Source organism: Moritella sp. 36 (genome assembly GCF_018219415.1).
GTDB lineage: Bacteria > Pseudomonadota > Gammaproteobacteria > Enterobacterales > Moritellaceae > Moritella.
On record NZ_CP056120.1, the window covers coordinates 4714799 to 4728766 of the forward strand.

General features: G+C 40.1%; 12 protein-coding genes. 10 read left to right on the forward strand and 2 right to left on the reverse strand.

Annotated elements, in window-relative coordinates; genetic code table 11:
• Positions 1 to 2040 carry an oligopeptidase A gene (prlC, locus tag HWV03_RS20965; RefSeq protein ID WP_211677770.1) on the reverse strand — a complete coding sequence of 680 codons (2040 nt, stop codon included), beginning with the start codon at positions 2038 to 2040 and terminating at the stop codon, positions 1 to 3.
• A gap of 258 nt (positions 2041 to 2298) precedes the next feature.
• Between prlC and gorA the strand changes: the two genes are divergently transcribed.
• The 9 genes from gorA to HWV03_RS21010 all read left to right on the forward strand — a co-directional run bounded on the left by gorA (position 2299) and on the right by HWV03_RS21010 (position 12374).
• Positions 2299 to 3654 (forward strand): glutathione-disulfide reductase, encoded by a 1356-nt coding sequence (gene gorA / locus HWV03_RS20970; RefSeq protein ID WP_211677771.1) that lies wholly within the window; start codon positions 2299 to 2301, stop codon positions 3652 to 3654.
• A 241-nt stretch (positions 3655 to 3895) separates the two neighbouring features.
• Positions 3896 to 5920, forward strand: a complete 2025-nt coding sequence (locus tag HWV03_RS20975) for a methyl-accepting chemotaxis protein (protein WP_211677772.1) — start codon at positions 3896 to 3898, stop codon at positions 5918 to 5920.
• Between the two features lie 165 nt (positions 5921 to 6085).
• Entirely contained in the window at positions 6086 to 6991 is a 906-nt protein-coding gene (locus HWV03_RS20980; RefSeq protein WP_211677773.1) for a DMT family transporter, read from the forward strand.
• Between the two features lie 234 nt (positions 6992 to 7225).
• Positions 7226 to 9016: an aminopeptidase P family protein gene (locus tag HWV03_RS20985; RefSeq protein ID WP_211677774.1), complete on the forward strand. Its 1791-nt coding sequence runs from the start codon at positions 7226 to 7228 to the stop codon at positions 9014 to 9016.
• 54 nt (positions 9017 to 9070) lie between these two features.
• Positions 9071 to 9952, forward strand: a complete 882-nt coding sequence (locus tag HWV03_RS20990) for a Dyp-type peroxidase (RefSeq protein ID WP_211677775.1) — start codon at positions 9071 to 9073, stop codon at positions 9950 to 9952.
• Positions 9953 to 9978: 26 nt separating this feature from the next.
• Positions 9979 to 10515 (forward strand): dihydrofolate reductase family protein, encoded by a 537-nt coding sequence (locus HWV03_RS20995; protein WP_211677776.1) that lies wholly within the window; start codon positions 9979 to 9981, stop codon positions 10513 to 10515.
• Positions 10516 to 10753: 238 nt separating this feature from the next.
• Entirely contained in the window at positions 10754 to 11209 is a 456-nt protein-coding gene (locus tag HWV03_RS21000; protein ID WP_211677777.1) for a hypothetical protein, read from the forward strand.
• A gap of 14 nt (positions 11210 to 11223) precedes the next feature.
• Entirely contained in the window at positions 11224 to 11703 is a 480-nt protein-coding gene (locus HWV03_RS21005; protein WP_211677778.1) for a copper chaperone PCu(A)C, read from the forward strand.
• A gap of 20 nt (positions 11704 to 11723) precedes the next feature.
• Positions 11724 to 12374, forward strand: coding sequence for an SCO family protein (locus HWV03_RS21010; RefSeq protein WP_211677779.1), 651 nt, complete (start codon positions 11724 to 11726; stop codon positions 12372 to 12374).
• Positions 12375 to 12414: 40 nt separating this feature from the next.
• Here the strand turns inward: HWV03_RS21010 and HWV03_RS21015 are convergent, their stop codons facing one another.
• Positions 12415 to 12873, reverse strand: a complete 459-nt coding sequence (locus HWV03_RS21015) for an Lrp/AsnC family transcriptional regulator (RefSeq protein WP_211677780.1) — start codon at positions 12871 to 12873, stop codon at positions 12415 to 12417.
• A 119-nt stretch (positions 12874 to 12992) separates the two neighbouring features.
• On the opposite strand from HWV03_RS21015, the gene HWV03_RS21020 reads away from it, so the two are divergent.
• Positions 12993 to 13919: a DMT family transporter gene (locus HWV03_RS21020; protein WP_211673328.1), complete on the forward strand. Its 927-nt coding sequence runs from the start codon at positions 12993 to 12995 to the stop codon at positions 13917 to 13919.
• The last annotated feature ends 49 nt before the right edge of the window (positions 13920 to 13968 follow it).

The window sequence follows — 13968 nt, forward strand, 5'->3', positions numbered from 1 at the left end:
CTAATTAATACCCGAATGATTTAATAACGCATATGTGCTCGGTTTACGACCACGAAACTTCACAAATAATGACATTGGTGTATCACTACCACCACGTTCAAGTACACAATGCATAAAGTCTCGACCCGTTTCGGCATTAAAAATACCTTCGTCTTCAAAACGAGAAAAAGCGTCGGCGGATAATACCTCGGCCCATTTATAGCTGTAATAACCCGCGGCATAACCACCAGCGAAAATATGTGAAAAACCGTTTTGGAAGCGATTAAACTCAGGTGCTGGTAGCACTGATACTTTTTCTCTTACCGAGTTTAATACAGATTGAATATTTGAACCTTGCGCTGGGTTATATTCCATGTGCATGCGGAAATCAAATAAGCCAAATTCGATTTGACGTAACATCCCCATCGCTGAATTAAAGTTCTTAGCAGCTAATAGTTTATCCAACATAGCTTGTGGTAGAGGCTCATCTGTTTTGTGATGACCTGAAATAAACGCAAGCGCCTCTTCTTGCCAACACCAGTTCTCCATAAACTGACTTGGTAGTTCCACTGCATCCCACGGCACGCCATTAATACCCGACACTGCTGCAGGAATCACTTTTGTTAACATGTGATGTAGGCCATGACCAAATTCATGAAATAAAGTCGTCACTTCATTATGAGTAAATAATGCAGGTGTATCGCCAACTGGTTTATTAAAATTACAGGTTAAGTAAGCGACAGGTTTTTGTAGCTCCCCATCAGCTTTAATACGATGTGTTAGACAATCATTCATCCAAGCTCCACCACGTTTGTGTTCACGAGCATACAGATCCAGATAAAAACTACCGCGTAATTCACCTTCTTCATCAAATATCTCGAAGAAACGTACATCGTCATGCCAAGATTCAGCACCAAGCTCTTCGATAATGTTCAAACCAAATAAGCGTTTAACCACTTCAAACATACCTTTGACAACCCTTTCTTCAGGGAAGTATGGGCGTAATTCTTCATCAGAAATAGTATATTTAGCTTGCTTTAATTTTTCAGCATAAAATGTTAAATCCCAGGCTTCTAACGCTTGAGCCATAAAGTTATTTTTTGCGAAATCTTGAATCTCCGCTAATTCAACTTCAGCTTGCGAGAAAGATTTATCGGCAAGGTCGGTCAAGAATTCAATCACCTGGGCTGGTGTTTCCGCCATTTTGGTGGCGAGAGACTTTTCTGCGAAGTGTGCAAAACCAAGTAATTCAGCGAGTTCATGACGCAGCGCAATAATTTCATTCATTATCGTCGAATTATCCCATTTACCAGCGTTTGGACCTACATCCGACGCACGAGTACAGAACGCTTCGTACACTTCACGACGTAATTCTCTATTTTCAGAATACATCATCACAGGTAAATAGCTTGGAAAGTCTAACGTAAACAAATAACCTGTTAATGATTTACTTTCTGCAGCCGCTTTAGCTGCTGCTTTCGCTGATTCAGGCAACCCGATAAGGAGAGCTTCGTCAGTGATCTCTTTCTGCCAACCTAAAGTAGCATCCATAACATTGTTACTAAATGTTGATGTCAATTGTGATAAACGTTTAGTAATCTCACCATAACGCTGTTTATCATCACCTTGTAAATCAATACCTGATAATCTGAAATCACGTAATGCATTAGTGATCACTTTTTTCTGTGCAGTTGATAAAGTGGCGAACTCACTGCTGTCATGTAAACTTTGGTACGCTAAAAACAGATTTTGATTTTGTCCAACCTTAGTTGAGTACTCAGACAGTAATGGTAAACAAGCATCATGGGCTTCACGTAACTCATCACTACTCACAACGGCATTTAAGTGGCCAATAGGCGACCAAACACGTCCTAACCGATCATCACTTTCTTCTAAGGGAGCAACTAAATTATCCCACGTTACAGCCGCAGTATTTGATAATACGCTATCAATAACCGCTTCACAGTCTTGAATAGCTTGAGTCACAGCCGGCACAATATGCTCGGGTTTAATACTCTTAAACGGAGGTAAACCAGTCATAGTCAAAAGTGGGTTAGTCATAGAGTCATCCTATTTATAATGATATTAATTAGTTAATGCGGCTATAAAATGATAATTTCAAGTATAGCGAGTAAATATCGAGAAACACTCGACATGTCGAATTCAGTATTGATAGGTAAAAGTAATGACTATGAATGGCTTTACCTACTAATAATATCCGTCAATACAGTTTAAACTGTGTAATTAACTTTATTACAAACAAGGTTCTGAACTTAGTCATATAATAAGTTCATCTTCTCATTTAAGGACTACAAAAATATGTCACAGCATTTTGATTATATTGCAATCGGTGGTGGTAGCGGCGGCATTGCATCTGCAAATAGAGCGTCAATGTACGGTAAAAAAGTAGCTATTATCGAAGCGAATGCGCTTGGTGGTACCTGTGTTAATGTTGGTTGCGTACCGAAGAAAGTAATGTGGCATGGTGCTCAAATCGCAGAAGCAATGCACCTTTATGCAAAAGATTATGGCTTTGATGTTGAAAATAAAGGCCTTGATTGGGGTAAATTAGTTGCGGCACGTGAAGCTTATATCGGCCGTATCCACACTTCTTATGACAATGTTTTAGGTAATAATAAAGTCACTGTGATCAAAGGTTTTGCGACCTTCGTAGACAAAAAAACCGTCAGCGTAAATGGTGAAACCTACACAGCCGATCATATCCTGATTGCAACAGGTGGAGCACCAACAATTCCTAATGTACCAGGTGCTGAGCACGGTATTGATTCGAATGGTTTCTTTGAATTGACAGAGCAACCAAAACGCGTTGCTGTTATCGGTGCAGGTTATATTGCTGTTGAACTAGCAGGTGTATTAAACGGTTTAGGCAGCGAAACACATTTATTTGTCCGTAAAGAATCTCCACTGCGTAGCTTTGATCCAATCTTAATTGATACCTTGGTTGATGTAATGAATACCGAAGGTCCAAAGTTACATACAAACTCAGTACCAAAAGAAGTCGTGAAAGAAGCAGATGGCTCTATCACCTTACACCTTGAAAATGGCGAATCACAAAATGTTGATACCCTAATCTGGGCGATCGGTCGTCATCCTTCTACAGACAAAATCAACCTTGCAGTAACGGGGGTTGAAACCAATGACCGTGGTTACATCAAAGTAGATGAATACCAAAACACCAATGTTGATGGTATCTACTGTGTAGGTGACATAATGGAAGGTGGTGTTGAACTAACACCTGTTGCAGTTAAAGCGGGTCGTCAATTATCAGAACGTCTATTCAACGGTAAAACAACAGCTAAAATGGATTATAACCTTATCCCTACAGTTGTATTTAGCCACCCACCAATTGGTACTATCGGTTTAACTGAACCTGAAGCAATTGCACAATACGGCGAAGAAAACGTAAAAGTATACCAGTCAGGCTTTACTGCTATGTATACCGCAATCACTTCAAACCGTCAGCCTTGCAAAATGAAATTGGTTTGTGCTGGTGAAGAAGAAACCGTTGTAGGTCTGCACGGTATTGGCTTTGCTGCTGACGAAATGATCCAAGGTTTTGGTGTCGCGATGAAGATGGGCGCAACCAAAGCAGATTTCGATAGCGTTGTTGCGATCCACCCGACAGGCTCAGAAGAGTTCGTTACTATGCGCTAGCGCTAGCTCATATTCTGGTGTGCATATAATTGATATGCGCATCAACTTTTCCACTTTCATTTCAATAATATTTCCTATCTCGCTATAGAGATCACGAAACAACCCCATCCTTGTTAAATACGCACACAAAATACTTAACATTTACCTAACAACTAGCTATATTATTCATACGTTGGCATTAGCCACTTAACCATACTTCTCAGGCTCACCACTTTCTCACCATATTGATAAGGATATTTTTATGGGCGCATTATTGCAGCCAGTCACTTACCTGATTAGCCGATTATCATTTCAGAAAAAGTTTGGTTTAGTGATCTTACTACTTGCCACACCGATAGTATTTTTTTCATTTAAAATCATCTCGCAAACACAAAAAGATATCGCCTTTGCAGAATCTGAGCTGCAAGGCTATCAATTATTACAAGACTTACCTGAAGTCGCTGATAAGTTAATTGATTATCGCCATCTATTAAGCTTGGAAGTTGCAGAACTTGAACCTGGAGATGACAAAATACAACAAGCACAAGAGCTCGCAGAAAACACCTTCAATCAATATTACAGTGCTTATACGGCAGCAACAGGATTGCAATTATCAGCGTTTGATAAGATCACTACCGATTGGCAGCAACTCAAAGCCGACAGTGATTTTTTATTACCAGAAGAAATATTCTATGCCATCGATTTAATGTTAGAGAACCTGCGTATAGGTACCCGTGAGATCAACAGCGAAAGTAAATTATTATTTGATTCACATTTGGGTAGCTATTACCTGATTAATTTAACCCAAAGTCAATTACCACGACTTGCTGATTTTTCTTACCAAGTAACAGACAAAGCGGCTGAAACAGCCGCTTTTGCTGCATTTACGGCCACCAGCTTTAATGATTTAAGCCGCCGCATTGATCAACTTAATATTATTTTTTCAGCAACCGATAATGATGTGCAAGCATTAGTAGCAATTAACTCCGACTATCACAGCACCTTAGTCACACCACTTGAACAGATCAAAACCACCATGGCGATACTCGAAGATCTACTCGACCGCCAGTTAATAAATACCGTATCAGCCGAGATCAAAATTGACCCAAATACGCTTTATCGTTTAGGTGAAGAGCTACGAGTAAAAACCAATGATTTGTATCAAGTTGCCTTTAATACACTCGGTACTGAAATAGCTGTCAGACTCAGTGAAAAAAATAGCGAGCTAAATATTTTTTACGCGATACTAATCACCTTATTTGTAGTTTGCATGGTGATCTTATTAAGTATTTATATTTCTCTAACCGAAACCATACGTAGTATCAGTCAAGTAGCGCAGAACGTATCAAATGGCGACCTGTCACAAAACGTAAATATAGTCAGCAATGACGAATTGGCCATTATTGCCCAATATTTCAATAGCACCATTGATGGCATGCGCACATTAGTCAAGCAGCTCAATAGCAGTGCCGTAGATGTACATAGTTCAGTTCAAGACATTAAAGATAAAACCAATTCCGCAGAAACAACAATAACCGCACAGCAAACGGAAACCCATCAAATCGCGGCGGCAATAAAACTAATGGCAGCAACATCAACCGAGATGGCCATCAATGCCAATGATGCCACTGGTGCAACACATGATGCTGAGCGTGCTGTATTAGAAGGCAAACAAGTTGTAGACCAGACTATCATCGCCATTAATGCGATTGCTTCAGAGGTACAAACATCAAGTGATACCATTCAGAAACTAGAAAGCCATTGCGCCGATATTGGAGGCGTAGTGGAAGTGATCAAGAGTATTGCCGAACAAACCAACTTACTGGCATTAAATGCCGCAATTGAAGCAGCCAGGGCCGGTGAGCAGGGGCGAGGCTTTGCGGTGGTCGCAGATGAAGTGAGAACACTCGCAAGCCGCACACAACAATCAACGAATGAAATTCAAGCGATGATTGAGCGTGTACAATCAGGCGCGAAAGAATCAGTAAAAGTAATGGCAGTAGGCAGAGAACAAGCCAACATGGGCGTGATGCAGGCCAAAGAAGCCTCAAATACCTTTGAAGCGATTACTTTGTCTGTCGATAAGATCGTTTCACTCAATAGCCAAATAGCGAGTGCGATTGAAGAACAGAGTCTCGCGGCAGAGGAAATTGAGCGTAATGTCAGTAATGTATCTGAGGGTGCGGATTCGGCACGCTCTGTTGCCACAGGTGCTACTCAGTCAGCACATAACTTATTAACCGTTGCCGATAAGTTAACTGAAGTTGCCGAGGAATATGCTTTTTAAAAGTTACATTTTAGCATTTTTAATTAGTGGTTTAAGTGTATTTCATTGCTTTAAGCCACAATTTAACTCTTTGAATATAAGTTATCCCGTATGAAACACTAGATTTGAATAAATTTGCCGACTACACTGCCAATACGTCTTAACCCACACCCGAAATTGGTACAAATGAAAAATCAAAAAAAAGCTATGCTGTTCGGCTTTATTACAGTCTTACTCTGGTCCACGGTAGCCTCCGCATTTAAAATTACTCTTAGCCATTTTGCACCCATTCAAATGGTTCTAATTGCCTCATTGACCAGTATTGCTCTACTGCTGGGTATTGCTTACCAGCAAAAAAAATTATATTTACTTAAACAATATTTTGTTAAGCAGCCGCTATTCTATTTAACACTGGGGGTAATTAATCCGTTTCTCTATTATTTAGTTTTATTTAAAGCCTATGACTTACTGCCCGCATCACAAGCCCAGGCCTTAAATTATACTTGGGCAATCACACTGACATTATTATCAGTGCCTTTTTTAGGCCAAAAGATCCGAAAAAAAGACTGGGTGGCAATCTTATTCAGTTATACCGGTGCCTTAATCATTGCGACTAAGGGGGATCTATTAGGCCTTAATTTTGAAAGTCCACTTGGGGTTGTATTTGCATTGTTAAGTACATTGATTTGGGCAAGTTACTGGATTATTAATGCGAAAAATAACAATGATCCTATTATTAGTCTGTTACTTGGGTTTTTATTAAGTTTACCCTTTACCCTCGTCGCAACAGCGCTACTCGCAGACTTTAATCTTAGTTCTGTAGAAGGTATTTTAGGCGCGATTTATATCGGCTTATTTGAAATGGGGATTTCATTTGTATTGTGGTTAATGGCCATTAAATTAGCCACCAATACCGCACAGGTAAGTAACCTTATCTTTATTTCGCCATTTATCTCGCTGTTTTTATTAAGTGCTATTGTTGGTGAAGAAATTCATCCTTCGACCTTCATCGGCTTAGTAACAATTATCATCGGACTCGTTATCCAACAAATTAACTGGCGTAAAAAACGTAGTACCGTAACAGTGAAATAATTGTGACACTTGGTGGCTGATAAATAAAATCAGCCACCAGCGGAGTCAAATTAAACCGTAATAATGACTTAATCACGGTTTAATTACTGAAAGTATCACAATCCCCATTACCTCCTCTTGCATATCTAAACCCTAACAGGTTAATGTTTCAATATTCTCTCTTTCTATAACCAGAACATGATCCTATAAAACGCAGAGTAGTGCGTCAGGTAACATGACGAACCGGACAGCAAGATGCCTCAAACAATAGAACAGAAATTAGCAGTAATACGTACCCATATGAATGCAGCAAACTTAGACGCATTTATCGTTCCGCGCGCAGATGAGTACCTTGGCGAATACGTACCAGCACATAATGAACGCCTATTATGGTGCAGTGATTTTACCGGCTCAGCAGGCACGGTAATAATCTTAAAAGATCGCGCCGCCATTTTTACCGATGGTCGTTATACAATTCAGGTTAAGCAGCAAGTTAATGGCGATTGCTTTGAGTTTTATCATCTTATCGAAACACCACATGTTGCTTGGTTAAGTGAACAATTACCCGCCAATGCAAATGTCGGTTATGACGCCAAAGTACATAATTTAAATTGGCATAACGCCAGTAAAAAAACCTTAGCAGATAAACAAATAAACTTAGTGGCAGTCAATGAAAACCCTATTGATTTGAGCTGGTCAGATAGACCTATACCAACAGAAAATTTAGGCCTGTTACTCGATGAGAAATACACTGGCCAGTCAAGTTTAGAAAAACGCCAACAGATTGGTGCCGATATTGAGAAGCAAGGTGCTGATGCCGTTATTATCAGCGCGTTAGATTCTATTGCTTGGTTATTGAATATCCGTGGTAAAGACATTCATTGCTTCTGCGTGATCTTAGGCAGTGCGGTATTACGTAAAGACGGTTCGATGACATTCTTCACCAATCCATCGAAGATCCCCGCTGGTTTTCACGAACACGTTGGCGCTGGTGTTAAGATTGTTGATGAATCACAGGCAACTGTAACTTACCAAGCGCTCGGAGAACAGCAATTACATGTATTAGCAGATCCTGAAGCATCAAATGCATTCAGCCAGCTAACCGCACAGCAAGCTGGTGCGACTCTCATTGCAGGCAATGATCCAGTAGCATTACCAAAAGCCTGTAAAAATGCAGTTGAACTTGCAGGTATGCGTGCCTCACATATTCGTGACGGCGCTTCAGAAGTACGCTTCCTTAATTGGCTAGAAACAGAAGTTGCCGCAGGGCGTTTGCATGATGAAGGTTACCTTTCTGACAAGCTGACAAGTTTCCGTGCATCGAATGAGAACTTCGTTGAATTAAGTTTTGATACTATTTCAGCAGCAGGTGGTAATGCCGCTATGTGTCACTACAATCATAATAATGGCGTGCCAGCACAACTCCCAATGGACAGTATTTACCTGTTCGATTCAGGCGCTCAATACCTTGATGGTACAACCGATATTACCCGTACTGTTGCCATTGGTACACCGAGAGCTGAGCATAAGAAAATGTTCACCTTGGTATTAAAAGGCCATATCGCACTGGCTAAAATGAAATTCCCAGCAGGCACTAACGGTGGTCAACTGGATTCACTCGCGCGTCAATTCTTATGGCAACAAGGTTATGATTATGACCACGGAACTGGGCATGGTGTAGGTTGTTTCTTGAATGTACACGAAGGTCCACACCGTATTGGTAAAAACGCTAACGGCGTAGCATTAGAACCGGGTATGGTGGTATCCAATGAGCCGGGTTACTACAAACAAGATGAATATGGTATCCGTTGTGAGAACCTAATTTATGTTGTTGCTAAAGATAATGGGCATGATGGCAAGACATTCTACGAATTTGAAACATTAACACTGGTTCCTTTTGATTTGCATCTGATAGATCAACAGCTACTCTCACAAGACGAAGTAAACTGGATCAATACTTATCACGCTCAAGTACGTGACGCATTATCCCCATTGTTAACCGGTGCTGATTTACAGTGGCTATCTCAAGCTACACACGCTATTTAATTAATTATTATGTAACCAATCTAATCGATTGGTTATGCATTAGAAGGAGTTGGCATGACCCAACCACAGATCGCTATTTTTAACGAACAAAGCCAAAGCTATCATCATTTAGAATACAAATTGAAAGAGGATGTTTACTTAGCCAATATCCAAAGTGCACTGCAAAAAGCATTATGCAAACAAACAAATGACATTAACATCGTAATTGCCTTTGGTCGTAGTGCCACCAATACGCTATTACCTGATTTACAACTTACTGCATTTGACGATTTTACCGAGATAGCGAGTCCGCACGGCAAAAAAGCCATCGCGAGCCAAGGTGATATAATGTTTTGGATCCATAGCGACAATGCTAGCCATACCTTAGAGCAAGCATTTCATATCCAATCGGTGATAAGTACAATTGCCGATACCCAACTGGATATTTCCGGTTTCCAATACCATAAAAATCGTGATCTCATTGGTTTTGTTGACGGCACTGCTAATCCAAAAGAAGACGCGCGCCAACTAGCTTCGTTGATCCCAACAGGACAACCAGGAGCAGGCGGTAGCTTTGTGTTATCACAAAAATGGGTTCACGATTTAAGTAGTTTCAATGCGATGCCAGTACCGGAGCAAGAAGCGGTTGTAGGTCGTACTAAAGAAGACGATATCGAGTTATCCGGCGATGCGATGCCAGCTAATTCACACGTCAGCCGTACAGATGTATCGGGAATGAAGATATATCGTCGTAGTTCGCCTTATGGTAACGCATCCGAACACGGACTATACTTTTTAGCATTCGCATGTGAACAATTACGCTTTACGACTCAGCTACAACGTATGTATGGAATACCTGACGGAGTCACAGACAGATTGATTGATTATTCAGATGCGGTAACAGGATCATATTGGTTTGCCCCTTCTCAGACAGAGCTAGATACATTAATGAATTAATTTGCATTCAACCGGGAGCGATGATTATGTCGAACGTTATTTTGTATATAGCAACTAGCCTTGATGGCTACATTGCCAGAATGGACCATGACATCTCATGGCTCTCAAATGTTGAAGTCAAAGATGAAGATTATGGTTACCAACAATTTTTCAATGATGTCAGTGCTGTGATCATGGGAAACAGCTCTTTTCAGGTGATTAAAGACTTTGGCGACTGGCCTTATACCAATAAACAATGCTTTGTCGCGTCCCACTCTCCCGACATTGTTCCTAATGATAACGTCACTTTTATTACCGACCCCGCCGCAACAATTAAGCAACTGAAGGCCAGTGATGAAGGTAATATTTGGTTACTTGGTGGTGCAAACTTGGCCGATTCTTTATTACGGCTAGATTTAGTTGATGAATTAATTTTATCTACCATTCCAATTTTACTCGGTAATGGCATACGTTTATTTAATGCGCCTCTGCCAGAACTGGGAGTAACGCTATTATCCTCTCAATCCTATCCATCAGGACTGATACAAACACATTATAAGATAATAAAAAAACAACAAAAATGAATGATACGAATCCGCATTAATACGGCCGATGCCGCTAATATATATTAACGGCATCACCATAACCCCGACCTGCCATCGTCCCACTTTTTAAATATCCTCAAAACAAGTGCTAACTTACGTTTTATTCTATTGGCGGTTTATCTACATTAAAAATTAAAGTAATATTATGTTATTAATCGTTTTGTTATAAAGCGGATGCCCTTTTTCGAACCCAATACTAAGTATAAGAGCCTTATCCATGTCTAAATGGTTAACTGTTGGTATGAGTACTATTTCTATCGCTGCTGTCGGTTATTTCAACTTCTTCTATCAGCCGCAGCAAGATCTCAACCACATTCAATTACCACTGGCACAGGACTGTCGTGTGAATCAACAAGAATGTCAGGTTCAGTTAACACCAGGTCACGCAATTTCACTGTCGATCACGCCATTCAATGCAAAACCAATGACGCCGTTATCCGTTAATTTGAACGGGTCTAACATTGACAATGCCAGTATTACAATTAATGGTGTGAACATGATTATGCCGGGATTCCCTACACAGCTGAATGCCATAAAAAAAGATAGATACCAAGCAGAAACCGCGCTAGCAATCTGTATATTGGGTGAAATGTTATGGCAAGCAGACTTAACCGTCACGGTAGCTGGTCGGCCTTATTTAATACCTTTTCAATTTACCACTACAACTCATTAATTCAGGATGAACAAATGCAAAAATCAATAATTACCACGCTTATCGCAACTGCTATTTTATCTGCAGCACCGACGTTTGCGGCGGAAAAAACTAATATGATGATAATGGACGCTTGGGTTCGAGCTGCACCACCATCTGCAAAAGTACAAGCAGCTTTTTTCACTGTTATGAATCACAGTGATAAACCAATAGTGATCACAGATGTTGAAGCGCAAGGTTTTGGCCGTAGCGAACTGCATTTATCTGGTAAAAAAGATGGCATGATGACAATGCAAAAACAGCAGAAAGTAACAATTCCTGCCAATGCTGTTTTTAAATTTAAGCCGGGTAGCTACCATGTAATGTTATTAGAACCAAACAAGATCGCGGCGCCGGGTGAGTTAGTCAACGTATCCTTCACTTTGTTAAATGGTGAAAAAATTAGTACAAAAATGCCAGTTAAACGTGATAACAGTAAGACTAAAATGGATCACACAAATATGAAACATAATTAGTTTCGACAAAGGATTAACGAATGAAAAAGTCTAAGGCGATAATCGCTGCGGGTATTATCGGCCTTAGTGCACTCGGCGCTATTATTGCCAATAATATACAGCAATCAAATTTACCGACATTCACGACGGCTTACGCACAACCTAAGCAAATAAGCTTGCCAGATTTCGAACTCGGCGATAATAAAGAATACACCAAGGCCTTATTTAAAGGTAAATGGTCATTAGTTTTCTTTGGTTATGCCAGCTGCCCAGACATTTGTCCAACTGAATTATACAACCTCAACAATGTTGCAAATATCATGACTGATGCTGGTAAAACCATGCCACAAGTAGTATTTATTTCGGTCGACCCGAAGCGTGATAGTAATGAAATGCTGACAACTTATACGCATTTTTATAACGACAACTTTATAGGCATCACAGGTGAAACGAGCGAAATTGATAAATTAGTCGCTAGTTTTGGCGTTATTTATCAAAAAACGTTTTTAGCGAATAATGGTAAATATGTCTCAGTGCCTTACAATAGTCCAATACCTGAAGGTCAGCGTGAGAGTTATTTAATTAATCACTCTTCTCGACTGTATTTAGTTAATCCAGAAGGACAATATGTAGCGGCATTTGCACCGCCCCATAGCGCAAAGAAAATAGCTAAAGACCTGCTTAAATTATAATAATCTGGAGCTCTAGATTAAGGGCTCTGTATTATAAATATTAATAAATCGGTAATTGCGTCGTATTTTTCAACCCTTCCATCGCAAAGGAGGAGGTGACATCTGTTAATCCATCGACGCAATTCACTAATCGTTTATAAAATACATCAAATGCAGCCATGTCTTTCACTAACACCTTCATCATGTAATCGTATTCGCCAGCCATACGGTAAAACTCGGTCACTTCTGCAAAGCCATCGACACTCACTACAAACTTTTTAAACCAAGTATCACTGTGATTTTGGGTTTTGATATTAACAAAGGCTGTGAGCGCGAGACCGAGTTTCTGCTCATTTAATAATGCCACTCGACGCAAGATATAACCACTATCCTCTAACCGCTTTAACCGCTTCCAGCAAGGCGATACCGTTAAACTCACCTTATCCGCGAGCTCTGCCACTGACAAAGATGCATCGCGCTGCAGTATGTCTAAAATCAATTTATCCTTCGAATCTAACATAATGGAGTAAATCCTTTCCTTAAAAGCCAATATCAGTAACATATATGAAATCATATTTCTGCTTAAAAGCAATATAATTATCATATTAAATATTCCAGCACTTATATAGAGATAGCCTTATGAATACAAAACTTGTCGCCACATTATTATTTGCATCTGTATGTTTGATCTGGGGTACAACCTGGATGGCTATGGAAATTGCAGTTCATTCAATTCCACCCATCACTGCAACTGGATTACGCTTTGCACTGGCTGCACCGCTATTAATTTTAGCTGCTCGCAAGCTCAATATCCCGCTGATGTTCCCAAAAGGTAAAAATCTTGAATTTGCGTTAATCAGCGTGTTTTATTTTGCGGCACCATTCACCTTAATGATTTTTGGTGAGCAATATATTTCATCTGGATTAGCGTCGATTATTTTTGCCACTATGCCAGTTGTCGTATTAGCATTCGCCGTATTAGTACACCGCCAAAAAGTACACATTCACCAGCTAGCAGGTCTTGCTATTGCTTTGTTTAGTTTAATTACAATTATTAGTAATGAGATGGGCGTAAGTGCGAACGGTAGCCTAATCGGTGTTGGCGCATTGGTGTTAGCCGTATTAATGCACGCGACGATCTATACCAGTGTACAAACCCGTTGTCAGGGTATTCACGTACTGACGTATAATGCACTACCGTGTCTTGTTGCTTCAGTATTATTATTAGCTGTTGGCGCATTCATAGAGCAACCAGACTTTAGCACATTCACGTCAACATCTTGGTTATCAGTTATTTACCTTGGCGTTATTGCTGGTATTGGCGGCATAATGGCTTACTTCCAATTAAATAAAGTGGCAAGCCCATTTCAAGCATCAATCTGTTTCCTTGTGTTCCCCGTTATCGCACTTGGTCTAGACAGTGCAATCAACGGTAGAACGATTAGTCACGAATCATTAGTCATGATGGTAATGCTCACTGCAGGTGTTTTACTGTGTAAATTACCGATTGAATTAATCAGTAAACGTTTCACAAGAATTGCCTCTAAAGTAGAGAAATCGTCATAATTAATGACCGATTTTATAATATAGGCTGCGTTCGCGTTATGCGATAGCA